The organism is Corynebacterium sp. HMSC074A01 (genome assembly GCF_001831515.1).
Lineage (GTDB): Bacteria > Actinomycetota > Actinomycetes > Mycobacteriales > Mycobacteriaceae > Corynebacterium.
In genome coordinates, this window is the sequence record NZ_KV825596.1 from 13934 (window position 1) to 37967 (window position 24034).

Consider the following 24034-nt stretch of genomic DNA (forward strand, 5'->3'; position numbering starts at 1 on the left):
GCCCGCACCGCGCAATGCACGGTACGGGCTACAACGGCTTTGCAGGTCTAGAGGAACTGCTGCAGCGCAGGGCCTGCAACAGATGCGAGGCCGCTCAGCGCGACGAGGATGACGCCGATGATGATGCCGGCCTGCTTCCAGCCGTCCATCTCCTCGGAGACGTAGTTCTTGCCCTCCTTGCAGGCCTGGATCGCTTCAGCGTTGTTGGCCGCAGCAATGGCATCCGCATCAGAGGAGCCAAAAGCCTGGCCCAGATCGGCAGAAGCGCGCACCGCGCCAACATTGTCCTCGGTAAGCTTACCGAGTTCCTGCGAACGGTTGACCTTCGAACGGTCCCAACGCCCGCTCTTACCCTTCAGATCGCCGTCCAAGGAGATGCGGCACACCGCGCCGTAGTTCTCCATCTTGTTCGACGCAGCATCCGCAGCCGGGGCAACAACGGACAGGGACATCGCGGCGGCAAGCGCTGCGGCAGCAAACTTCTTCACGGCAAAACCTTTCAGACGTGACAGGGAATATTCAGATACATTAATATATCCTAGCCGCTCCCTTGATATTCTCTAAAATCGCCAGACCGCTGCCATCCCCATCAGAGCAGACGCACCATGGCCACGCCTACCAGCACGATTGCCAGGCCCGCGAGCCTAAATGGCGTGGGCAGCCCCTTCTTACCGCCGCCGATACCGAAAGATTCGAGCAGCTGGCCGCAGATAATCATGCCGACGAGCGAACCGATCACGGTGGTGCCTGTGCCCAGGATGGGCGAAAGGGTCGCGCCGCCGAAGACGAAGACGGCACCGAGCAGGCCGCCCAGCCACATCCACCATGGTCCCGGCGCAACGCCGGAGGCCACCGCGGCGCGAGGTGCGGGCAGCACGAGCACCAAAACCAAAAGCACAATCAAGCCCACGGCGAGCGAAATCTGACCGGCCTGAATCGGGCTATGCAGCACCCTGCCCAGGTATCCGTTGACGGCGGTCTGCGTCGCGGACCCCATCCCCATCAACACACCGAAACCGCGCAGCGCCCAGGCGCGTGAGCCGCGGGCAGTGCCGTGCAGCGGCACCCCACGACCAACCTCCAGCACCATCGCAATGCCGATGAGCACGATGAGAGCACCGAGTAGCCGGAGTGGCCCGACTGGGGTGGGTGGGTAATGAAAGAGCCCCGTGGCGTCGACAAGCAGCCCCATGATCACTTGCCCCAAGATGGGCAGGATCGTGGTCTGCACCGCGCCGAGCTCTGGGAAGAGCACGATGTTGCCGGCGATGAACATCACGCCCATAAAGCCGCCAAGCCACACCCACCAAGGTTCGGAGGCGACAAGCGCCAGGTCCGGGACCAGGGTGTGTGTGGCTATGGCGGCAATGATGGAAGAAGCTGCCACTGCAAGGATGAAGGAGATAAAGGTCGCCCCGATCGGCGAACCCACGCTTTGGCGAAAGCGGGTGTTAATCGCGGTCTGGACGGGAACGATCGCCCCGACCAGCATGGCCACGGCGACCAGCATTCCTCGATCTCCTTACAGTGACGTTGGGTGGCTACTCCTCGGTCGGGATCTCGCCTGCTGACTCGAGCATCTTGGCGACGTAACCGGTGTTGATGTCACCGCTCCGGAACTGCTCGCTGTTGAGCAGGAAGGCCTGGAACGGGCCGGTGGTCACCACGCCGTCGGTGGTCAGCTCGCCGAGCGCGCGCAGGGTGCGCTCGATCGCGGCGTCGCGATCCTCTGCCCAGCAGATGAGCTTGCCCACCATCGAGTCGTAGAACGGCGGGATGGTGTAGCCGGATTCGATGTGCGAATCCATGCGGACACCGAAGCCGCCGGGAGCACGGAAGTGCTCGATTGTGCCCGGGCGCGGCGCGAAGTTCTCGTTCGGGTCCTCCGCGTTGATGCGGCACTCGATAGCGTGGCCACGAATCTCCACATCGTCCTGGGTCAGACGCAGCTTCTGCCCGGAGGCGATACGCAGCTGCTCCTGGATCAGGTCCACGCCAGTGATCATTTCGGTGACCGGGTGCTCCACCTGGATACGGGTGTTCATCTCGATGAAGTAGTACTTGCGCTCGATGTTGTCGAACACGAACTCCACCGTGCCGGCGTTCTTGTAGCCGACCTCCTTGCACAGGTTGATCGCTGCCTGCTGGAGGCCCTCGCGCAGCTCATCGTCGATCGCCGGGGAAGGCGCTTCCTCGATGAGCTTCTGGTTGCGGCGCTGCGAGGTGCAGTCGCGCTCCCCCAGTGCGATGGCGTTCTCGCCGTCGGCAAGCACCTGGATCTCGATGTGGCGAATGTCGGTAAGGTAGCGCTCGATGTAGACCGACGAATCATTGAACGCGGACTGTGCCTCGTTCATGATCTCGTTGAGGTCCTTTTCCAGCGTCTCCTCGGACTCCACCACGCGCATACCGCGGCCACCGCCACCGGCAGCGGCCTTGATCAGCAGCGGGAAGCCGGTTTCCTTGGCTACCTCCAGCGCCTCGTCGAACTCGGTGACCACGCCGTCCGAGCCGGGCACCGTGGGCACGCCGGCGCTTTGTGCGATGCGCTTTGCCTCGATCTTGTCGCCCATCCGGCGGATGTGCTCGGACGAGGGGCCAACGAAGCCGATGCCTTCGTCCTCGACCATCTTGACAAAGTCAGCCTTCTCGGACAGGAAGCCGTAGCCGGGGTGGATGGCGTCGACCTTGTAGGCCATCGCCGCGGAAACAACCAGCTCGGGGCTGTTGTAGCTCTTGGCTGCGTTGGCCGGGCCGATGCAGACGGCCTTGTCCGCCTCCTTCACCGGCAGCGAATCACGATCGCCCTCCGAGTAGGCCAACACGGACTTGATACCGAGCTCCTTGCAAGCACGGATGATGCGAAGTGCGATCTCACCGCGGTTAGCGATGAGCAAGCTCCCCAACAAATCAGTCATTGCGGGACTCCTCACCTTTCTAGGGGTTTAGGGGTGTACCTACTTCGGCTCGATGATCATGAGCGGCTGGCCGTGCTCGACAGCGTCCTCGTTGTCCACGAGGATCTGCTTGACGGTACCGGCAACCTTGGCCTCAATGTTGTTCATCAGCTTCATGACCTCGACGATGCAGAGCACCTGGCCCACCTCAACCTCGTCGCCGACCTTGACGAACGGGTCAGCGCCGGGCTTCGGCGCAGCGTAGAAGGTACCCACCATCGGGGCCTTCACCTCGACGCCGTCGGCCGGAGCCTCAGCGGCGGGAGCCGGGGCAGCCTCAGGCGCGGCCTCCGGTGCCGGAGCAGCTTCCGGAGCAGCCGGTGCCGGTGCGGCCTGCGGAGCCGGGGCAGCTTCCGGTGCGGCCGGTGCCGGTGCAGCCTGCGGGGCTGGGGCCGGAGCAGCCTTGAGGTGGCTCAGGCCACCCGGGGTCTTGGACAAGGCAAGCTCGATGTCGCCGTACTTAATGGACAGCTCTTCGATGTCGCCGGACTGGTTGACCCACTCGAGGAGGGACTTCAGCTCGTTGAAGTTGGTATCAGACATGGTTACTTGTCTCCTTTTTTGGTGAGGTTGATTTCAAGGTCGTCGGACTTGAGGTGGAACTCGCCCGTCGTGGTGGTTTCGTAGATCTTCTGGACCAGCTTGGTCAGCTCGCCGCCGGCGATGCCTTCGCCCTGGCCAGCGCGGCCTTCGGCGACGAAGCGCTTCATCTCATCGACGTTGTTACCCGGGATGTTCGCGCGCAACAGGATCGTATCGATGTCGTCGTCCGGGTACTGCTCCTTCAGGCCGGGCAGCGCGGGCTCGAGCTCGGGGCGGCCCTCCTGGATCTCGTGGGAGCCGTTCTTCTTGATCTTCTCCAGCGCGTCCGGGTCGATCGGTGCGAGCGGCTCGCCATAGTGGCCGAGCGCGTACTTCTTGATCTCGTTCGGCACGACGGAGTAGCGCTCGCCCGAGATCACGTTCATCACGGCCTGGGTGCCCACGAACTGGGCGAAAGGCGTGATCATGATCGGGTACGCGAGCTCTTCGCGCACGCGCGCGGTCTCGTAGAGCAGGTCCTCGAAACGGTCCGACAGGCCCGCGGTTGCCAGCTGGGACTCAAAGTTGGTCAGCATGCCGCCCGGCAACTGGTGCATGTAGTGCACGCCGTCGTAGGCGCGCGGCTTGCCGACGGGCTTGTCCTCGCGGTCCGCGATCTCCTGCAGCTTCTTGCTGACGTTATCCACGCGCTCGTCGTCGATATTGACCTTGTAGCCCAGTGCGCGCAGGTCGCGTGCAAGCGCCTGGGTTGCCGGCTGACCCTGACCGTTTGCCAGGGGCGCGATGGAGGTGTGGATGGAGTCCACGCCCAGCTCGGCGGCGTAGATGTAGGTCAACGGGGACAGACCGGTCAAGGAGTGGGTGTGCACCTCGAGCGGGAGGTCCTCGCCGATCGCGCTGCGGATCGCCGGGATCAGCGTCTTCATGCGGTCCGGGGTGAGCAGGCCACCGGCGTCCTTGAGCATGATGCGGTCGACGTCCGTGCGCTCGACCAGCTCCTGCGCCTTGTCAATGTAGAGCTGGTCGGTATGTACCGGGCTCAGGCAGTAGGACAGGCAACCGTAGGTCTCAGCACCCAGCTCCTTGGCCAGGATCAGCGTGTCCGCAATGTTGTCAATGTCGTTCAGGCCGTCGAAGGCACCGATCACGCGGAAGCCGTTGGCGTAGAGACGCTCGACCCATGCGTGGATGACATCGTCCGGCAGGAAATCGAAGGACGCCAGGTTGCGCGAACGCACCATGGCGCGAAACTTCGTACCCGGCGCGGCGTTCTCGTGCACCTTGCGGACACGCTCCCAAGGGTCCTCCCTGAGGTAACGCACCGGCACATCGAACTGAATCGGAGCGACGAGGTCTACGTGCTCGAAGCCCGCGTTGGTGATGTCGTCGAGCAGATCCATCATGTGCTCGGTACGCATACGGGTAGCCCAGATGGACTGGTGCGCATCACGCAGTGTGGTGTCGATGATCTTAATTTCACGCTCGCTGTTCTCCGGGCGACCACCCGCAGCAAAAATCTCGGCGAGACTTTCTGTGCTTAGTTCCTCTGGTTTGAGAGCAACCATATTTTCCTCCTTTAAAACACCAGCGTCGGGACAGCTTTTGAACTTATGACCCGCTCAAGTGCGCGTGTCTCCGATGGACTCATTGTAAGCACCCATCCATGTGACGTGCGACAAATTGTAAGTCGCACCTTAAAAGCGCCACTATTTCCCGTAGTCGACCCCTAGGTCACTTCCCCCGAATTAGGTACGCATTATGCACGCGGGTTCGCTATGCGCACGCCTGCCGACAATACGATTTCGTACTGCACCCCCAACCACCTGCAAAAACGCCGTTCCCGTTATCTAGCGCACAAAAACGTTTCGCGTGATCCCCCAATCACATTCCGAAAATCGTGATGCACATTATAGTTTCCGTTCAACACACCCCGACTCATACAAAGGGAGGCCCCGTGTCTACAACTTCGACCCAGCCCGCCACGGCGGAGCATCACCACGAGTACCCAGCGGACAGAAAGTCCCTCGGTGCCAGCCTCGTTGGCCAGATCCTGGAATGGTTTGAGTGGAGCTCGTACGCGGTGTTCGCACCGTTCATCGCCGCCGCGATGTTCCACAAGGCCGACCAGACCTCTGCGCTTCTGGCCACCTTCGGCGTCTTCGCCGTCGGCTTCCTTGTCCGCCCACTCGGCGGCATCATCTTCGGCCACATCGCAGACCGCAAGGGCCGCAAGTCGGTCCTGATGACCACCATCATCATGATGGCGGTCGCCTCCGTCGCGATCGGCCTGCTGCCCTCCTACGAAACGGTCGGCATCTGGGCTTCCGTCGGCCTGCTGCTCATCCGCGTCATCCAGGGCTTCGCCCACGGCGGCGAGTCCGCTGCGGCAAACAGCTACATCCCGGAGATCGCCCCGCCGTCCAAGCGCGGCAAGTGGGGCTCGATGGTCTACTTCTCCATCTTCGGCGGCTCGGTCATCGCCTACATCATCGGCGGCTGCATCTCGCTCGTGCTTTCCGACGATCAGATCGCGGCCTGGGGCTGGCGCATCCCGTTCTGGCTCAGCGCTTTCGCTGCGGTCTTCGCTCTCTACATGCGCCGCAACATGAAGGAGTCCGACCACTTCACCGAGCTCGACGAGGCCGTGGCCAACGAGGACGATGACCGTCGCGCCCACGAGGCCGTGGACCAGAGCGTCAACCGCCGTTCCCCGCTGCTGAACATTCTGCTGGTCATCGGCATGGTCTCCGGTGTCACCGCGTCCCACTACACCTGGACGTCTTACGTTTCCACCTACGCCATCTCGCAGCAGGGCATGTCCACCCAGGGCGCGTACTGGGTCACCGTGTTCGCCCAGTCCGCCGGCCTGATCGCCCTGCCGCTGTGGGGCGCCCTGTCCGACAAGATCGGCCGCAAGCCGGTGATGTACATCTTTGCCATCCTGCTGGCGATCCTGCAGCTGCCGCTCATGGGTCTTATCGACGATCGACCGTGGACCCTGCTGGTTGCCTCCACCCTGGCCATCATCGTGGTCGCTGCCGGCGGCGCGCTGCTCTCCTCGATCATGTCCGAGGTCTTCCCCACCGACCAGCGCACCCGCTCCATCGGCCTTGCCTACTCCATCTCGGTGGCAGTCTTCGGTGGTACCGCGCCGTACATCTTCCAGTGGTTCATTGCCCACGACATGGCATGGGCATCCGGCACCTACGTCATCGCAATGGCCATCCTGACCCTGATCAGTATGTTCATCCTGCCGGAGACGAAGGGCATCGATCTGCGCCACGCATAAACTGCTTAAGCTTGCGCAACGCAGAATGAGGCGCAGGGCCGAGACGTTAGTTCTCGCCCTGCGCTTCTGCTTTGCGCCAGCGAATGCCGGCTTCGAGGAAGCCGTCGAGGTCGCCGTCGAGCACCTTCTGCGGGTCGCCGACCTCGTAATTAGTGCGCAGGTCCTTCACCATCTGATACGGGTGCAGCACATAGGAGCGCATCTGGTTGCCCCAGGAGGCGTTGCCGCCCGCGCCGAGTGCGTCGAGCTCTGCCTTTTCTTCCTGCCGCTTCTTCTCCAGCAGCTTGGACTGCAAAACGTTGAGCGCAGAGGCCTTGTTCTGAATCTGGGACTTCTCGTTCTGGCAGGTCACCACGATGCCTGTCGGCACGTGAGTAATGCGGACCGCGGAGTCCGTCGTGTTCACACTCTGCCCGCCGGGGCCAGAGGAACGGTATACGTCGACGCGGATGTCTGAGTCCGGGATGTCGATGTGGTCGGTACGCTCCACCACCGGCAGCACCTCCACCTCCGCAAACGAGGTTTGGCGGCGGCCCTGGTTGTCAAAGGGGCTGATCCGGACCAGCCGGTGCGCGCCCTGCTCGACCGAGAGCTGCCCGTACATGTAGTCACCGTGGACGACGAAGGTGGCAGATTTGATGCCCGCCTCCTCCGCGTAGGAAATGTCGTAGACATCGACCTTGTGCCCGTGCTTTTCCGCCCAGCGCGTGTACATGCGCATGAGCATCTCGGCCCAATCGGCCGCGTCCACACCGCCAGCACCGGAGCGGATGTTCACCACGGCCTCGCGCGCGTCGTACTCGCCCGAGAGCATGGTCTGCACCTCGAGTGACTCCACCTTCGCCTCAACGTCCGCGAGCTCCTCGGCGGCCATGTCGGGCGCGCCTTCTTCTTCTGCGAGCTCGACCATCACCGGCAGGTCGTCGATACGCTCGCGCAGGGAGGTCACTTTGCGCAGACGGGCCTGCACGTTAGACAGCTCGGAGGTCACCGTCTGCGCGTGCGCGGGGTCGTCCCACAGCGAAGGGTCAGCGGCCTGCTGCTCTAATTCCCGGATGCGCGCGGCCATCTCCTCGAGGTCCATCACCTTTTCAATGGTGGTGAGCTTCGAATCGAGGTCCGTAATGCGCGTCTGAGTCTCCGGTTGCATACCAGCGAAGTCTAGTCCAGCGGGTCTTCGCCGGGCGAACGCGTGCGCACAATACTGTGGGTCACCATGGATTGGCTCGTACTCATTGTCTCCGGCACGTTCGAAGCGGTGTGGGCGATCGCGCTCGACCGCTCCCAGGGCTTTACACGCCTGTGGCCCTCGGTCATCTTCTTTGTCGCCCTCTGTATTTCTATGGGCGGGCTCGCCTACGCCCTGCGCACGCTGCCAGTGGGCAGCGGCTACGCGGTGTGGGTAGGCGTAGGCGCAGGCATCGCGGTCCTCTTTTCCTTCGCGACCGGCCAGGAACCCGTAACACTGGCGAAGATCCTGTGCCTGCTGATGATTATCGGCGGGATCGTCGGTCTGAAAATGACTGTCTAAAGGTGGATAATGGGCCGCATGACGTCCACTGCTGAATTCATCGAGGCCCACCGCGCATCCGACGACGCCACGCTCGCCGCCGCACTGGTCACCCACGCCGGCCAACTCGCGCTTCACATGCGCGAGGCAGGCCTGACCACGGATTACAAGACCTCGGTCTCCGACGTGGTCACGGAGGCGGACCGCACAGCGGAAGCCTTCGTCACGGAGGTGCTCGAGGCGCTGCGCGGCGAGGATGGCGTGCTCGGCGAGGAGGGGGCCTCACGCGCCTCCTCCACCGGGAGGACTTGGGTGGTCGACCCGGTCGACGGCACCTATAACTTCTCCCGCGGCTCGGACTACTTCTGCTCCGCGCTCGCGCTTACCGACGACAGCGCCGCGGGCACCACCCTCGTCGGCGCCGTCCACCGCCCCGCACTCGACACGACGTGGCTGGCGAACGCGGGCGAGTTCACGGTCAACGGTGAGCGTGCGGGTGGGGTGAGCGGGGCGTCGCTAAGCAACGAGGCTCTGCTGACGTACTTGCACCCGGCTTTCATGCGCGAGGATGCGGTGCGCGAGGTGTGGCTGCGCGCGGTGCGAGATGCTGCGACGGTGCGGATGTGCGGCGCGGGCTCGGTCGATCTGGCCACGATCGCCGCGGGGCAGGCGGGCGCGTGGCTGCAGCACTCGGTGGCGGACTGGGATTGGCTGCCCGGCAAAGCGCTGGTGGAGGCCGCCGGCGGGCTCGCGCGCAAGGTGGACGCGGGCGGGGTGACATGGTGCGTGGCGGGTGGCGCGCAGATTGTGGAGGAGATCACGTCTAGACTTGAGGGCCATGAGTAACTACGCCGATGACCTCGCGCTCGCACTCGAACTCGCCGACGCCGCGGACGCGCTCACCCTCGACCGCTTCGAATCCGCCGACCTGAAGGTCGAATCGAAGCCGGACATGACCCCTGTTTCCGACGCGGACCTCGCAGTGGAGGAGGCGCTGCGGGCCACGCTTTCGCAGTCGCGTCCCGCGGACGCGGTGCTGGGTGAGGAATTCGGCGGCGAGGCAGTCTTTTCCGGCCGCCAATGGGTCATCGACCCGATCGACGGGACGAAGAACTTCGTGCGCGGCGTGCCGGTGTGGGCCACGCTCATCGCGCTGCTTGTGGACGGCGAGCCGGTCGTCGGTGTCATCTCCGCGCCCGCACTCGCGCGCCGCTGGTACGCATCGAAAGGCGGCGGCGCCTGGCGCAGCTTCAACGGCGGGGAGCTGAAGAAGCTGGAGGCCTCGGGCGTCAACTCGCTTGCCGACGCCTCGCTGGCCATGTCCTCGCTCGCCGGCTGGAAGGAGCGCGGCCTGCAGGAGAAGTTCATTGGGCTGACCGAGCAGACCTGGCGCCTGCGCGGCTACGGCGATTTTTTGGGCTACTGCTTCGTGGCCGAAGGTGCGGTCGACATTGCGGCCGAACCGGAGGTCTCGCTGTGGGACCTCGCAGCCTTGTCCGTGCTGGTGCAAGAGGCCGGCGGGCGCTTTAGTTCGCTGTCTGGCGAGGACGGCCCGCACGGCGGCGACGCAGTGGCCACCAACGGACTGCTGCACGAAGACGTGCTGAAGGCGCTGAACTAGCCCCTTTACGGCAGGCGGAAGCCGTTGTTCAGGTCGCTTAAGACCGCGTCCATGCGCGCCGACCCGGTCGGCGCGTGGATCGGGCCCTGCAGCGGGGAGGCGCACTGGACGTCGAAAGGCGCCGGGAACATGCCCCCGTTGATTAGGCCAACGAGGCGGTCGCCGGTAAACAGCGGTGCGCCGGAGTCGCCCTGCATGGCGCAGGCGTGGTTGACGTTCATCGTGCCCCAGTCCGAAAGCGTCATGCCGCAGGTCGTACCGGAGGCCACGCCCTTCTTGCACACGTTCTGCCCACGCGGGAGCGGCTTCGAGCCTAGGTGGTTGATGGTCACGCCATCGTAGGAGCGGGTGACCTCGGCGTTGGAGCCAAGCTCGATGAGCGCGTAGTCCAGCTCGCGGTTGACCTTCACGATGGTGCCGGACGGGCCGAGTTGCCAGGCGTCGGCGGAAGTCACCGGGTCTCCTTCCTTGCCGCAGTGGCCGGCGGTGAGCGCATACTTGTTGCCGTGCTCGCCGTAGCCCGCAACGGTCACCGTGCACATCACCTCGGTTGGGCCCTTGCCTACATAGATCGGGGTGCCGGGCCCGTAGAGTGACTTGCCGCGCTGCTGGGCTTCTTTGGCGGCTTGGGGGGTGCGCGGGGCGTCGTGAAGCGAGCCCGGCACGCGGTGCAGCACGCGGTCGGCGAAAGGCTTGCCGGCGAGCACCTTCGAGGGCATGTCGGTGCGGAAGTTGTAGTTCGGGTCGACTTGCGCCTGCGCCGGTGCGGCTACGCAGGCGACGGTAGCCAGCGCGGCGGCGGCGAAGGCGACGAGACGGCGACGAAACATGGACACGCTCCCTTAGTTGGCCCCAGCAGAAACTCCCCTATACATTGCCATGTTTTTGTCACATTTTCCTCATCCGCCACACCCGATTAGGTAGCTAGAGTGGTGTCATGACTGACGTACTCGCTCTCACCGGCCGATTCACGCCCTTTGAACGTTCCCTCGACCACACCCGCGCCGAGCGCGAGGAACTCTACACGTGGTTCCACCAGCACCCGGAGCTCGCGCTCGAAGAGTTCCAAACTAGCGCCCGCATCAGCGAAGAACTTGCCAACCTGGGGATGGAGGTCATCCCCGTCGGTGTCACCGGCAAGGTCGGCGTGCTGCGCAATGGTGACGGGCCTACCGTCTGCTTCCGCGCCGACTTCGACGCCCTGCCGATTACCGAGGACACCGGACTGGAATACTCCGCCGACCCAGCACTCGGCCTTTTCCACGCCTGCGGCCACGACATGCACACCGCAGCACTCCTCGGCGCAACGAAGCTACTCGTCGAGCACAAAGACGCCTGGTCCGGCACCTTTCTCGCCCTGTTCCAGCCCGCGGAGGAAAACGGCGCGGGCGCGCAAGACATGGCGGATAACGGGCTCGCCGAGAAGGTGCCCACGCCCGAGGTGGTCTTGGGCCAGCACGTTGGCCCCATGATCCCCAACTACGGCGTAGGCGCGCTGTCGGGTCCGATCTGCACGACGTGTGTGCAGACCAAGATCACCATCCACGGCACAGGCGCGCACGGCTCCATGCCGGAGAAGGGCGTGGACCCGGTGGTCATCGCCGCGCACGTGATCACTCGCCTACAGACGATCGTGGCACGCGAGCTCGCACCACAGGAGATGGGCGTGGTCACCGTCGGCGCAATCCACGCCGGGGACTCGCCCAACACCATCCCCGAGACCGCGGAGCTGTCCGTGAGCACCCGCGCGTTCACCACTGCGGTGAGCGACCAGCTCAACGAGGCCATCCGCCGCATCACCCGCGCCGAGTGCGCCGCCGCCGGTGCCCCCGAGCCGACCTTCACCCACCTCGGCGGCGCGCCCGAGTTCCACAACGACGAGGCCACCGCGGAGACCGTCATGGCCGCGTTCCGCGAGCAGTTCGGCGATCGGGTCGGCGATTTCGGCCGTCTCTGCGGCTCGGAGGACTTCCCCACCATCGCCAACGCCTTCGGCGCGCCGTACTTCTACTGGTTCGTGGGCAGCAGCGCCGACATCGACACCGCCCCGTCGAACCACTCACCCCACTTCGCCCCTGACCTGCAACCCACGCTCGATCAGGCCACCCGCGCCATCATCGTCTCTTCCTCCCCCTGGCTCATGCGCTAGCCCTCTGGTAAAAGTTAGGCGCATGCAACGACTCATCGTCCCAGACCTCGCCCGCGGCACCGCGCTCCTCGGCATCGCACTTGCCAACGGCTCGCTCATCTGGATGGTCAACGACGCCTCACAGCCCGGGTCCGCCCCCGGGTGGACCCTGGGTGGCGTTGCGGAGGGCTCGCTTATCGACGCCGCGCTGGCTCTCTTCGCAGCCCTTTTCGTCCACACCCGCGGCCTGCCCATGTTCGCCACGCTGCTCGGCTTCGGCTTCGGTCTCGTCGTCGCCAGCCTCTACCGCAAGGACTACCCGGCGGCACAGGCGCGGCGGGTCCTCGCGCGCCGCTACGGGGCGCTCGCGCTCTTCGGCCTTGCCCACATGGTCTTGCTGTTTTACGGCGACATCATGACCATGTACGGCTTCGTCGGGCTGATCCTCGCCGCGATGTTTGCGCTGTCGACGAAGGTGCTACGCATTATTGCCTATACCTGCCTCGGGATCTACGTCCTGTTGACCTCACTCATCGGCGTGACCTCGCTGTTTCTTCCTGAGTTCGCGCACGAGATGGCCGAAAGCAGCATTCCGACGATGAATGCCGAGGCCACGACCTTCGGTGCCTACTTTGCGGACAACCTTGGCGGGGCCGGGGAAATGCTCATCTCTACCCCGTTCATCCTGTTAGAGCTCGTCCCGCTCGCCGCGATCGGCTATGTCTGGGCAAAAGAGGGCGTGCTGGTGAACCCACAAGCACACAGGCGCACCCTGTGGACATGGACCTTCATCACCGCAGCAATCATCCTCTGCGTCGGCTTACCGTGGGGCCTCTCTGCTATCGGCGTGCTCAACCCCGAGCTGGAGGTAGGCCTGTTCCTGCTCAACACCGCCGTCGGTAGCCTGACCGGCCCGGGCATCCTCGCTGCGCTCGCGCTCGCCACCGCGCACCTGCACAACGCGACGCCGAAGTGGACCTACCCGCTGGTTGCGCTGGGCAAGCGCTCCATGTCCGGGTACCTGGCGCAGACCTTCTTCTTCCTCGCGCTGGTCTACCCGTTTAGCTTGGGGTTGGGACAGGACTGGACCGTCAGCGGCAAGCTCGCGCTTAGCGCCGGAGTGTGGCTGGCTACCGTACTCATTGCGACCGCGCTCGAGGCGGCTGGCAAACAGGGGCCGTTTGAGTGGGCGCACCGCCACGTCTCCTACGGCAAAACAGGAAGGATTGAACCGCACCGTGATCGTGCTGAAATCGCTGGATGAAATGACGCCGCGTGAGCTCCACGCGCTGTACAAGCTGCGCGTTGACGTCTTCGTCGGCGAGCAACAGTGCCCGTTCAATGAGATCGACGACCAGGACGCTGACCCGGAGACCAAGCACATCCTTGCGCTTGCCGACGACGGCACGCTTGCAGGCTGTGCACGCGTCTTCCCCACCGACAGCGGCTCACGCTTCGGACGCTTCGTCGTCCACCCTTCGCACCGCGGCTCCGGCATCGGGCCAGACATTGTGCGCGCCGGCATCGAGTACACCACCCGCTGGCCCGGCGACCTCATCGTCGAGGCCCAGTCCGGCCTAGTCGGCTACTACTCCCGCTTCGGGCTGGTTGCCGAGGGTGAGGAGTTCTTAGACACGGTCGTGCCGCATCGCCGCATGCGGCTCGCGCGAGCCTGACGCACTGAAGAGTCAGGGAGCAACATGATCTACGTGGTGTTTGGTGCAGTGGTCGCGTTCTTCATCTCCTTCTGCATCGTGGTCGTGGGCTGCCTCATCCACGTTGCTACGAAGCGGAAGGTGCTTTCTCCATACCGCTTCTTAGTGGTGATGGTGTCACTCGCACCGGTTTTTCTGCTCTACGACGTGCTGAGCGATGGGATGCCTAGCGGTCTCTTCAACTATGCGGTCAGCGGTTACCTCATTACCGCGGTACTCATCAGCGCCCTGTGGCGAATCACAACGCGCCCACCCGACCGACCCTAGGGCCACAGCATCTCCCAGGTAACCTCAACGTCTATGAGCACTCTCGCCCGCGTGGCCGCACTGACAGCTGCCGCGATTGTTACTGCCACCTCTGCAACCGCTCCCCCTGCAAGCGCGCAACCCGGGGGCAATGTTGTCGTCTTCGGCGACTCCTTTGCCTCGAACCCGGACCAGTACCGGGACACCACGCTGAAGTTCTTCAACCGGTGGGGCTCGTCGACGTCTTCGACGCGGATCTACGAGTCGACCCGCAGCCAGGCGGGTTGTCTACAGGGGCCAAACAACTGGCCTAGCCAGCTCGATGCGCGCACGCACAGCGCGGTGGCGGACTGGTCGTGCACGGGCCACCGCTCGAAGGATCTGCCGGGCCATGTGGATCACGCGATTCGCGCCGGTGCGCTGAACCGAAACACCCGAGCGGTGACGTTTGCCGTCGGGATTAATGACCAGTGGCGGCCATTTATCGACGGCGAGAGTTCAGACCCGCAACACATTCGCGCACGGTATTTCCAGAACATCAAGGATGCGGCGGCAAAGGTTAGGGCGGTCGCGCCCGACGCCAAGATCATTATCCCTGGCTTGCTCTCCATCACCGGCGGCGGTCGGCTCTGCTTGCTCAACGTGGTGCCGAACTCCCCGCTCGGGGTGCCGGCGTCGCGCGTGGCGGAGTGGGAGCAGCGGGCGCAAAACGATCAACGCGAGGCTGCGCGGCTCATCGGCGCCACGTTCATTGATATTCGGGCGCTGTCCGCCGGCCACAGCACGTGCGCCAGGGACGCGGACCGCTGGGTGGCGGGTATCTTCGACACCACCACCCCCGGCTACAACATGGTGCTGCACCCCGCCAACGCCGGGTCTGCCTTCGTGGCAGACCAGGTTGCACGAGTGCTCTAGCGCCTACTTCGGGTCTTCCTGTTCCACCCAGTTGACCTTGGAGCCGGCCCTGGGCTGGCCGTCGCTGGAGACCTGCACGTCCTCGCCCAGGATGACCGAGTCTTCCAGGCGCCAAGTGCCCTCCTCCGCGTCGTACTCCAGCTCGGGGCGGTCGACCGGGTTGCCCTCCGAGTCGTAGCCCGGCGCGGGCTTGTTCTCGCCCTCCTCCAGCTTCTCGGCGGTGTCGGTCTTCTCCCACTGGCGGGAGCGGTAGCGGCGCGCGGCGGCGGAGTCGTCAGTCATCGCCTTGACCAACGACCACATCATGATGAAGTAGGTGATGAAGAACGGGAAGGCGATGATGATCACCACCTCCTGCAGGGCGGCGATGCCGGAGTCGTTGATAAACAGCAGCGCGGCGGTGACCAGGCCGACGGCGACTACCCAGCCGATGCGGTAGTACACGGGCGACTTGTTTTCCTCACCGCTGGCGAACATGTCCATGACGAGTGCCGCGGAGTCCATCGAGGTGACGAAGTACATGACGATGACGAAGAGGGCGACCGCGCCGGTGATGGCATAAAGCGGGTACTCGCCGAGCAGAGTGAACAGGGCGCGCGGAGTGTCGCCCTCCTCCACCACCGGCCGGGTCAGCACGCCGGGCTTTTCTGCCTCCATCTCCATGGCCGCGCGGCCGAAGATGGAGAACCAGATGAGGTCGAACGCGGTGGGCAGCATGATGGTGCCCCCGATGAATTCGCGGACGGTGCGGCCGCGGGAGATGCGGGCGAAGAACATGCCAACAAAGGGCGACCAGCAAATGGTCCAGGCCCAGTAGAAGGCGGTCCAGGTGGCGTGCCAGCCCGGGTTGTCGTTGTAGGAGTCCACCCAGAACATCAGCTCGGGAAGCGAGTTGGCGTAGATACCGAAGGATTCGGTGATCTGCCCCATCAGCGCGAGCGTTGGTCCGGTGATCAGGACGAAGAGCATCAACAGGATCGTCCCGGCGATGTTGAGATTGGACAGGATTTTCACGCCCTTGTCCAGGCCAGTGGCCACGGAGATCGACGCTGCGACGGTGATGAACAGGATGATGCCCAGCTGAACCGGGGTAATCAGCGGCACGTCCCACAGGATGTTCAGGCCTGCGGAGATCTGCAGTACACCGAGCCCCACGGAGACGCCGAGGCCGAAGATAGTGCCGATGATGCCAAGGGCGTCGAGAAGCTTGCCGGGCGTCTCGTAGACGCGGCGGCCGAGCAGCGGGGCGAACATGGACGACATGCGCGCGGGCATCTTCCGTTTGTAGACGAAGTAGCCGATGGCCAGGCCGGGCAGGGTGAAGATCACCCACATGTGAATGCCGAAGTGGTAGTAGGTGTATTCGAAGGCCTGGATGATGGCCTCGCGGCTCATCGAGTCCATGTCGCCACGGGGCGGGTTGTAGGCGTGGTGCAGTGGCTCGGCCGCGCCCCAGAACAGCAGGGTCGCGCCCATCCCGGCCGCGAAGAGCATGGCGAACCAGACTGGGTAGCTGTATTCGGGCTCGTCCTCGTCGTCGCCAAGCCGCATGTTGCCGTAGCGGGAGACGAAGATGACGATGAGGAAGATGAGCACCGCCGAGATGCCGCCGATGTACATCCAGGCGAAGTTATCCATGAGGAAGCCGGAAACATCCGCGTAGAGGGCTCGCGCGCGGTCGCCGAATGCGATCGTCGCGGCCACGAAGACTACGACGAAGCCAAGCGAGGCGCCGAAGATGAGCGGGTCGGTTTGCAGGCTGCGTTTGCGCGCCATTGATATCCAATCCTTGGGGACAAAATGATTGCCAGTCTACGTGACATTCCGACAATCTTTGACCTGCTACAATCAGGTAGCACTTGAAGGGGAGTAGCCCGCAATCGGTTGTTCGACATACTGGCGCCTGCGCCCGGGCAACCGGCTCGACCATTTCAACACTTCGCTGGCCGAGTGAGCGAGACCTTCGGACCGTATCTACACGCGGCGCCGAAGCGCCCCTATTTTGGGAGGTTTGCATGTCTGACATGCCCCCGTCACTCCGCAAAGAGCAGCAGATTCTGGAACGCTTCATGTGGCTGTCCATCGCTGTTTCCGTGGCCACCATCGTGCTGAAGATGATCGCCGCCTGGGTCACTGGCTCGGTGGGCTTTCTTTCCGACGCCATCGAGACGGTGATCAACTTCGTCGCCGCGGTGGTGGGCCTGTGGGCCCTGAAGCTGTCGGCAAAACCAGCGGACGAGAACCACAATTTTGGCCACTCTAAGGCTGAATATTTTTCCGCACAAGTGGAGGGCTCGCTTATTTTGGTGGCAGCGGTGGCCATCATTTACACCTCTATCGACCGGTTGCTCAACCCACAGCCGCTGGAGCAGCTCGGCATCGGCCTGGTGTTCTCCGTGATTGCCGCGCTGCTCAACGCCGCCGTCGGCTACGCCCTGGTGCGCGCGGGCAAGCGCTACCGCTCCATCACGCTCGAGGCTGACGGCAAGCACCTGCTTACCGACGTGCTGACCACCGTAGGTGTCATCGTGGGCATGGCGCTCGTAGCCATCACCGGGTGGGAGATCCTGGACCCGATCGTGGCGCTGCTTGTTGGTGCCAACATTTTGTTCACCGGCTTCAAGTTGCTTCGCAGCGCCATTTTGAGCCTGCTGGCGGAGGTGCTGCCCGATGATGAGCTGAGCAAACTCAACGCCTTCCTCGATGACTTTGCCGCCAAAAACGGGGTGACGTTTACCTCCGTGCGCACCGCAGCTTTCGGGCGTGAACGCCTGATCAGCCTGGTCATGCAGGTGCCGGGCGAGTGGACCGTCTCCTATGCGCATGCGCACGCCGACGAGGTGGAAGCCGGCATCGCGAACACACTTGGCGCGGCGGAAACCATCATCCACGTCGAGCCCTTCGGATACACCACCCGCACGGGCCCCCTCTTTGACGAATCGCTGACAAAGCCCAGGTAAACGCGATATTCTTGAGGGTGTAGTCAGTGAAAGGATGACCGATCATGTGGGTCACGCAATCGATGGACACCTACCCCCAGGGCAACCACTGCCGCGGTTACGTTGTCGGGTTTTTCACCCCGAACGGGACGTGGCGCGATGCACCGCTGCCTCCCGAGTCCTTAAGGCTCAATCCACGCAACGTTGACGAGGACGCCAGCGACCCCGATTTCTGCTACCTCTACGCAAAAGACGACGCAGTCCGGTACGTGAACTACCTCAATGGCGGGGCGGCACTGTAAGCCACTACACTTTGTGACGCAATCCCACACGGGCGCCCCACGGTAGGGGCTGAGACCGCGCTGTACGCCGCGCGGGCACCGTCCGAACCTGTCTGGTTAGCACCAGCGAAGGAAGTTGAAGGAGTGTCATGACTGACGCCTACGCGCAAGAAATCCACCGCAAACACACATACGCGCCGCTGCGGAAGAACGGGCTCGAGGTCCCCGAAACCGCAGTCCACCTGGATGACTCCCCCACCGGCCCGAACGCGCCGTTCAAGCTCTACCGCACGCGCGGCCCCTGGGCCGAACCGGAGGAGGGCCTACCCGCGCTGCGCAGCGAGTGGGTCCACTCCCGCGGCGACGTTGAGGAGTACTCAGGCCGCCAGCGCAATCTGCTTGACGACGGCACGCGTGCCGCCAAGCGCGGCGCTGCCTCCGAGGAGTGGCGCGGCGAAAGCCGCACGCCGCTGCGCGCAAAGGCTGGCAAACGCGTCACCCAGATGGCCTACGCCCGGCGCGGCGAGATCACCCGCGAGATGGAGTTCGTAGCCCTGCGCGAGCACTGCGACGTGGAAAAAGTCCGCGCCGAGGTCGCCGCGGGCCGCGCGATCATCCCCAACAACATCAACCACCCGGAGAGCGAGCCGATGATCATCGGCAACGCGTTTTTGACCAAGATCAACGCCAACATCGGCAACTCCGCGGTCACCTCCTCCATCCGCGAGGAGGTGGACAAGCTGCGTTGGGCCACCCGCTGGGGCGCGGACACCGTGATGGACTTGTCCACCGGCAACGACATCCACACCACCCGCGAGTGGATCCTGCGCAACTCCCCTGTGCCCATCGGCACGGTGCCGATCTACCAGGCACTGGAGAAGGTAAACGGCATCGCCGAGGACCTGACCTGGGAGATCTTCCGCGACACGGTCATCGAGCAGTGCGAGCAGGGCGTGGACTACATGACCGTACACGCCGGCGTACGCCTGCCGTTCGTGCCGCTGACCTCCAAGCGCGTGACCGGTATCGTCTCCCGCGGCGGCTCGATCATGGCAGGCTGGTGCCTGGCGCATCACAAGGAGAGCTTCCTCTACGAGAACTTCGACGAGTTGTGCGAGATCTTTGCCCAATACGATGTCGCCTTCTCGCTTGGCGACGGCCTGCGCCCCGGCTCCATCGCCGACGCGAACGACGCCGCGCAGTTCGCCGAGCTGAAGACCATCGGCGAGCTGTGCAAGCGCGCCTGGGACTATGACGTGCAAGTGATGATCGAGGGCCCCGGCCACGTGCCGCTGGACAAGATCCAGCTGAACAACGAGAAGGAAGAACAGTGGTGCGGCGGCGCGCCCTTCTACACGCTTGGCCCCCTGGTGACCGACATCGCGCCCGGCTACGACCACATCACTTCCGCGATCGGCGCGGCCCACATCGCCGCCGGCGGCACCGCGATGCTGTGCTACGTCACCCCGAAGGAGCACCTGGGGCTGCCGAACAAGGACGACGTGAAGACCGGTGTGATTACCTACAAGGTTGCCGCACACGCCGCCGACGTGGCGAAGGGCCACCCGGGCGCGAGCGACTGGGACGACGCGATGAGTAAGGCCCGCTTCGAGTTCCGCTGGGAGGATCAGTTCGCGCTCTCGCTCGACCCGGACACGGCGCAGACCTTCCACGACGAGACGCTGCCCGCAGAGCCCGCGAAGACGGCGCATTTCTGCTCGATGTGCGGGCCGAAGTTCTGCTCCATGCGCATCTCCCAAGACATCCGCGACGAGTTCGGTGACAAGATTGATGCGGCCCTAGATGCGAACACGCAGCAGACCATCCAGAACCTCGGTATCCCCTCGCTCGCCGTCGGGGAGGAGCAGATGGCGGAGAAGTTCCGCGAGGAAGGCTCCCAAGTCTATCTACGCGCCGACTCCGCAGAATAAGGCAAGTAATACCAGGTGAGACCGGGTAGACTTCGACACATGGTGGAGACACAACGCCGCTCGAAACAACGCCCGCCCGCGCTCGCAGCCAAAGGCCCCCAGCTGAGCACAAAGCAGCTGGTGGGCCTGGGCCTGGGCCTCATCTGTTTTCTCATCCCCTTCTTCGTGCAGATTCCGGCCTTGTCCACCCCCGGGCACCGGATGCTGTCGATCTTCTTGCTCGCCATCGTCTTCTGGGTGCTTGAGCCGGTCCCGCTGACGGCGACGGCGGTGCTGGTCATCCTGCTCGAAGTCCTTTTGCTTTCCGACGGCGCGCTGGTCGACCCCACCGGCGGGGACCCCACGCTTGCCGAGCAGCTTTTGCCTGCCTCCGCCTATTTCTCCGCGCTGGCCCACCCGGTGATCATTCTCTTCTTGGGCGGGTTCATGATTGCGCACGGGGCGGAGAAGTTCGGCCTGGACCGCAACCTTGCGGCCATTATGCTGCGCCCCTTCCCGGACAAGGCACGGCTCACGGTGCTGGGGATCATGCTCATTACCGCTGTGCTCAGCATGTTCATGTCGAATACAGCCACCACAGCGACGATGTTCGCGGTGGTCATCCCAATCCTGAAGACGCTGCCCGCGGGCAAGACACGCGCCGGCGTGGCACTCTCAATCCCGCTCGCCGCAAACGTCGGCGGGATCGGCACGCCGGTTGGCACACCCCCGAACGCGATCGCGATCGGCGCGCTCGCCGAGCACGGCATCCGCGTCTCCTTTACCGACTGGATGCTCATGGCGGTGCCCTTCATGTTTGTTGTTTTGGCCTTTGCCTGGGTGTTCCTCTGCCTGGTCTTCATCCCCGCCGAAACCCGCATTTCCATCGAGATGCGCTCGAAGTGGAACACCTCTACCGACGCGAAGCTCTTCTACGCCGTCGCCGGTCTCACCATCCTTTTGTGGATGAGCGAGCCGCTCCACGGGATTTCCTCCAACACGGTCGGTTTCATCCCCGTCGTGGCGCTGCTCTGTCTGCAGGTGATGAAGGGCAAGGACGTCCAGGCGCTCGACTGGCCGGTGCTGTGGCTGGTCTCCGGCGGTATCGCACTCGGCACGGGCGTGGGTGCCAGCGGGTTGGACGAGTGGCTGGTCGGCTCTGTCAGCTGGGAGGTTATGGGCGCGCTTGCGATCCTCGCGGTCCTCGGCCTGATCGGCTTCGGCATGGCGAACGTCATCTCGCACTCCGCGGCGGCCAACCTACTCGTCCCGCTGGCGGTCTCGCTCGCGCTCTCACTCGACGGCATCAACGCGCTCGTTGTCGCCGCGGTGGTGGCGATCGCCTGCTCGCTGGGCATGGCACTGCCGATCTCCACGCCACCGAACGCGATTGCGTACGCCACCAAGGAAATCTCCATCCCACAGATGGCGCTGGTCGGGCTCGTGGTCGGCACCGCGGCCACCCTATTGCTGATCTTCGCCCTGCCGCCCGTCTGGCAGCTGATGGGGCTGGTGTCCTAAATGCTGCCACGCTCCACCCTCGCCATCGTGGGCAAGTCCCAGGCCACACGCGCCGTGCAGCAGGTGGTCAACGAGGCGCTCGGCGGCACGCACGACATCCTCGCCGCCGATAATGTGGAGCACCTGCGCTCGCTTCTCGACGGCGACCCGCTCGCCCTTGTCACCGTCACCGTCCACGAGGACGGCCTGGCCGCCGACCACCCGCTGCTCGAGCTAATCTCCGAGCCCGGTTTTGAGTACACCCGCGTGATGGTGCTCACCACCGCACCCGAGATCGCGGGCCTGGACGCGCTCACGGACATGGGTCGGCTCGACATGCTCGTGTTCACCCCGGCGATCAAGCCAGAAGCACTCCTGCACAACATCCAGCAGCAGCTCAACCGCTACTGGTACATGCGCGCCAAGCGCGACCCCTCGATCGCCGGCACCTTCGACTTGCCAGAGGTCACCGAGCTGGACGTCGGGCTGACGGACCAGGAGATCATCACCCGCATCATCGAGGCCGCAGACAAGCACTTGGGCTACCAACCGCGCCTGACCTTCCCGCCCGGGGTGTACCTGACGAAGGAGGGCCACTACGTCGAAGAGGTCATCTTCGCGCTCTCCGGTCAAGTGCTGCTGCAGCGCTTTACCGACGCCGGCGATATCGTCATGCACCACGCCTCCACCGGCCACGTCATCGGTCTGCTCGCGCTTGCGAGCAACAGGGTCGGCTTCTTCACCGCCCGTACCACCACCGAGGTGGTCGCAGTCCAGTTGCCCACCGAGCAGGTGGACTACCTGATCCGGCAGGAACCGGAGCTTTCGCGCCTGTTCAATATCCTGTTTGTGCGCTCCTACGACCGCCGCCTGCGCCGTGCCGAGGACATCCAGATCGAGCAGCACGAGCTCACTGCGCAGTTGGAAGAAGAACGGGCGCGGCTGACCACGGCGCTGCACAACCTCGAGGCGGCGCGCCGCGAGCTGATGAGCCAGGCGCGCTTCGCCTCGCTCGGCGAGCTGGCTGCCGGTGTGGCCCACGAGCTGAACAACCCAATGGCGGCGATCGAGCGCACCGCGGACCACCTCGCCGAAGACGTCGAAGGACTCATCACCTCCAGCCCAAACCGCAGGTGGCGGGAGGCGACCAGCCACGCACTGGAGGCGGCGCGCAGCTCGCATGCGGTGAGCACCAAGGAGGCCCGTGCGCTGCGGCGCGAGCTGACCGAAGTCACCGGCGATAGGGCGCTCGCCCAGCGCTGGGTGCTTGCGGGCTTGCACGACGTGGACTTTGCCAAGCAGGTGCGCGCGAATCGACGCTTGGACTACGAGACGGTGGAGCACGCGGCGTCGATAGGCACTGCCCTACGCAACCTCTCCACCGCATCGACGCGCATTACGCAGCTGGTGGCCTCCCTGCGCGCCTACGCGCGGCCTGACGGCGACCCGGTCACCGACGTGGACGTGCACCAGAGCATCGAAGACACCCTGCAGCTGATCGCCCACAAACTGCGCGGCGTGGAGGTCAAACGGGACTTCGCCGAACTACCGCACGTGACGTGTACGCCAGGGCAGATCGCGCAGGTGTGGACAAACCTGATCACCAACGCCGCCGAGGCGATCGAGGAGTCCGGGAAAGGCTCCACCATCACCATTCGCACGAGCGTGCCGAAGACCGGGTGGGTGCGCGTCGAGGTCATCGACGACGGACCGGGCATCCCGCCTGAGCGCATCGATAAGCTCTTCGAGCCCCGCTTCACCACGAAAAACGGGGAGGTCCGCTTCGGCATGGGCATCGGGCTGAGTATCTGCCGCGGCATCGTCAGCGCGCACCACGGCACGATCGAACTGACCTCTTCTACCAACGGCACCTGCGCCACCGTGGGCCTGCCCATCGACGGCCCGCACGCACACGACGAAGGAGACACACCATGAACCTTGCCATCCTGATCCTTGAGGACGAGGCGGAAGTCCGCGCCGCCGTCGAGCGCGACCTTTTGCCCTTTGCCGAGCTCATCCGAGTGGAGGTGGCCTCCGACGTGGGGGAAGCGTGGGAGGTGATCGACGAGCTCACCGAAGACGGCGACGTGCTCGCGCTCGCGCTGTGCGACCACCGCATGCCCGGCACCACCGGCGTCGAATTCCTAGTCCAGATGATGGACGACGACCGCACCGCCGCCACCCGCAAAGTCCTGGTCACCGGCCAGGCGCAGCTACGCGACACGGTGCGCGCGGTCAACGAGGCCCACCTGGACCACTACATTGCCAAGCCCTGGGACGTCGACGAGCTGCACGACGTGGTGCGCACCATGCTCACGGACTACGTCGAGGACATGGACATCGACCCCCTACCCTACCTCGACGTGCTCGACACCGCGCGCGCGATGGAGCTTGTCCGCCGACGCTAGGGGACGTTCCACCCCATACGGGGTGAGATTGTCAAAATCGCTGGTGACAAGCCTAGCGTGGTGGCTATGCAG

Annotated in this window: 23 protein-coding genes and 1 riboswitch; of the genes, 15 read left to right on the plus strand and 8 right to left on the minus strand. The window is 64.3% G+C overall.

The features are described from left to right. Nucleotides 1–47: 47 nt before the first annotated feature. The 5 genes from HMPREF2550_RS00135 to HMPREF2550_RS00155 all read right to left on the minus strand — a co-directional run bounded on the left by HMPREF2550_RS00135 (nt 48) and on the right by HMPREF2550_RS00155 (nt 5065). Nucleotides 48–488 carry a hypothetical protein gene (locus HMPREF2550_RS00135; RefSeq protein ID WP_070788925.1) on the minus strand — a complete coding sequence of 147 codons (441 nt, stop codon included), beginning with the start codon at nt 486–488 and terminating at the stop codon, nt 48–50. A gap of 101 nt (nt 489–589) precedes the next feature. Then, nucleotides 590–1510 carry a DMT family transporter gene (locus HMPREF2550_RS00140; protein WP_070788927.1) on the minus strand — a complete coding sequence of 307 codons (921 nt, stop codon included), beginning with the start codon at nt 1508–1510 and terminating at the stop codon, nt 590–592. Between the two features lie 31 nt (nt 1511–1541). Beyond that, nucleotides 1542–2918 carry an acetyl-CoA carboxylase biotin carboxylase subunit gene (gene accC / locus HMPREF2550_RS00145; protein WP_070788928.1) on the minus strand — a complete coding sequence of 459 codons (1377 nt, stop codon included), beginning with the start codon at nt 2916–2918 and terminating at the stop codon, nt 1542–1544. Nucleotides 2919–2957: 39 nt separating this feature from the next. After that, nucleotides 2958–3500: an acetyl-CoA carboxylase biotin carboxyl carrier protein gene (accB, locus tag HMPREF2550_RS00150; protein ID WP_070788930.1), complete on the minus strand. Its 543-nt coding sequence runs from the start codon at nt 3498–3500 to the stop codon at nt 2958–2960. A 2-nt stretch (nt 3501–3502) separates the two neighbouring features. Continuing rightward, nucleotides 3503–5065, minus strand: a complete 1563-nt coding sequence (locus HMPREF2550_RS00155) for a pyruvate carboxylase subunit B (protein ID WP_070788932.1) — start codon at nt 5063–5065, stop codon at nt 3503–3505. A 389-nt stretch (nt 5066–5454) separates the two neighbouring features. Here HMPREF2550_RS00155 and HMPREF2550_RS00160 point away from each other — a divergent pair, with 389 nt between their 5' ends. Further along, a complete protein-coding gene (locus HMPREF2550_RS00160) occupies nt 5455–6789 on the plus strand; it encodes an MFS transporter (protein WP_070788934.1) in 1335 nt (444 codons plus the stop codon). A 46-nt stretch (nt 6790–6835) separates the two neighbouring features. Here the strand turns inward: HMPREF2550_RS00160 and prfB are convergent, their stop codons facing one another. Further along, nucleotides 6836–7939: a peptide chain release factor 2 gene (gene prfB, locus HMPREF2550_RS00165; RefSeq protein WP_038588965.1), complete on the minus strand. Its 1104-nt coding sequence runs from the start codon at nt 7937–7939 to the stop codon at nt 6836–6838. A 66-nt stretch (nt 7940–8005) separates the two neighbouring features. On the opposite strand from prfB, the gene HMPREF2550_RS00170 reads away from it, so the two are divergent. The 3 genes from HMPREF2550_RS00170 to hisN are packed head-to-tail and all read left to right on the plus strand — an operon-like array spanning nt 8006 to nt 9920. Then, on the plus strand, nt 8006–8320 hold the full coding sequence (locus HMPREF2550_RS00170) for a DMT family transporter (protein ID WP_070762307.1): 315 nt from the start codon (nt 8006–8008) through the stop codon (nt 8318–8320). Between the two features lie 18 nt (nt 8321–8338). Continuing rightward, nucleotides 8339–9145 (plus strand): inositol monophosphatase family protein, encoded by an 807-nt coding sequence (locus HMPREF2550_RS00175; protein WP_246819703.1) that lies wholly within the window; start codon nt 8339–8341, stop codon nt 9143–9145. Continuing rightward, a complete protein-coding gene (hisN, locus tag HMPREF2550_RS00180) occupies nt 9138–9920 on the plus strand; it encodes a histidinol-phosphatase (protein WP_070788937.1) in 783 nt (260 codons plus the stop codon). Before HMPREF2550_RS00175 ends, hisN begins: the two co-directional genes overlap by 8 nt. Nucleotides 9921–9925: 5 nt before the next feature. On the opposite strand, the gene HMPREF2550_RS00185 is transcribed toward hisN, so the two are convergent. Then, the gene (locus HMPREF2550_RS00185; RefSeq protein WP_070788939.1) at nt 9926–10750 is read right to left on the minus strand and encodes a S1 family peptidase; all 825 of its coding nucleotides are present in this window, start codon (nt 10748–10750) and stop codon (nt 9926–9928) included. Nucleotides 10751–10857: 107 nt separating this feature from the next. Between HMPREF2550_RS00185 and HMPREF2550_RS00190 the strand changes: the two genes are divergently transcribed. From HMPREF2550_RS00190 to HMPREF2550_RS00210, 5 genes are read left to right on the plus strand one after another with little or no spacing between them, the layout of a single operon-like run. After that, the gene (locus tag HMPREF2550_RS00190) at nt 10858–12069 is read left to right on the plus strand and encodes an amidohydrolase (RefSeq protein ID WP_070788941.1); all 1212 of its coding nucleotides are present in this window, start codon (nt 10858–10860) and stop codon (nt 12067–12069) included. A 22-nt stretch (nt 12070–12091) separates the two neighbouring features. After that, the gene (locus tag HMPREF2550_RS00195) at nt 12092–13312 is read left to right on the plus strand and encodes a DUF418 domain-containing protein (RefSeq protein WP_070788942.1); all 1221 of its coding nucleotides are present in this window, start codon (nt 12092–12094) and stop codon (nt 13310–13312) included. Further along, nucleotides 13287–13724: a GNAT family N-acetyltransferase gene (locus HMPREF2550_RS00200; RefSeq protein WP_083319691.1), complete on the plus strand. Its 438-nt coding sequence runs from the start codon at nt 13287–13289 to the stop codon at nt 13722–13724. The genes HMPREF2550_RS00195 and HMPREF2550_RS00200 overlap by 26 nt, the downstream gene beginning before the upstream one ends. A gap of 24 nt (nt 13725–13748) precedes the next feature. Next, the gene (locus HMPREF2550_RS00205) at nt 13749–14030 is read left to right on the plus strand and encodes a hypothetical protein (RefSeq protein ID WP_070788944.1); all 282 of its coding nucleotides are present in this window, start codon (nt 13749–13751) and stop codon (nt 14028–14030) included. A gap of 33 nt (nt 14031–14063) precedes the next feature. Further along, nucleotides 14064–14924, plus strand: a complete 861-nt coding sequence (locus HMPREF2550_RS00210; protein WP_083319692.1) for a GDSL-type esterase/lipase family protein — start codon at nt 14064–14066, stop codon at nt 14922–14924. A 3-nt stretch (nt 14925–14927) separates the two neighbouring features. On the opposite strand, the gene HMPREF2550_RS00215 is transcribed toward HMPREF2550_RS00210, so the two are convergent. Beyond that, nucleotides 14928–16700: a BCCT family transporter gene (locus HMPREF2550_RS00215; protein ID WP_070788947.1), complete on the minus strand. Its 1773-nt coding sequence runs from the start codon at nt 16698–16700 to the stop codon at nt 14928–14930. A 239-nt stretch (nt 16701–16939) separates the two neighbouring features. On the opposite strand from HMPREF2550_RS00215, the gene HMPREF2550_RS00220 reads away from it, so the two are divergent. From HMPREF2550_RS00220 to HMPREF2550_RS00245, 6 genes are all read left to right on the plus strand, one after another. Next, the gene (locus HMPREF2550_RS00220; RefSeq protein WP_246819704.1) at nt 16940–17884 is read left to right on the plus strand and encodes a cation diffusion facilitator family transporter; all 945 of its coding nucleotides are present in this window, start codon (nt 16940–16942) and stop codon (nt 17882–17884) included. Nucleotides 17885–17928: 44 nt separating this feature from the next. Next, nucleotides 17929–18165: a hypothetical protein gene (locus tag HMPREF2550_RS00225; protein WP_070788948.1), complete on the plus strand. Its 237-nt coding sequence runs from the start codon at nt 17929–17931 to the stop codon at nt 18163–18165. An 18-nt stretch (nt 18166–18183) separates the two neighbouring features. Then, nucleotides 18184–18296: riboswitch (TPP riboswitch) on the plus strand. After that, nucleotides 18294–20075, plus strand: coding sequence for a phosphomethylpyrimidine synthase ThiC (gene thiC / locus HMPREF2550_RS00230; RefSeq protein WP_070788950.1), 1782 nt, complete (start codon nt 18294–18296; stop codon nt 20073–20075). It overlaps the preceding riboswitch by 3 nt. Nucleotides 20076–20114: 39 nt before the next feature. Continuing rightward, nucleotides 20115–21575 (plus strand): SLC13 family permease, encoded by a 1461-nt coding sequence (locus HMPREF2550_RS00235; RefSeq protein WP_070788951.1) that lies wholly within the window; start codon nt 20115–20117, stop codon nt 21573–21575. Continuing rightward, nucleotides 21576–23489, plus strand: a complete 1914-nt coding sequence (locus tag HMPREF2550_RS00240; protein WP_083319693.1) for a sensor histidine kinase — start codon at nt 21576–21578, stop codon at nt 23487–23489. After that, nucleotides 23486–23962, plus strand: a complete 477-nt coding sequence (locus tag HMPREF2550_RS00245; protein ID WP_070788952.1) for a response regulator — start codon at nt 23486–23488, stop codon at nt 23960–23962. The genes HMPREF2550_RS00240 and HMPREF2550_RS00245 overlap by 4 nt, the downstream gene beginning before the upstream one ends. Nucleotides 23963–24034 lie beyond the last annotated feature (72 nt).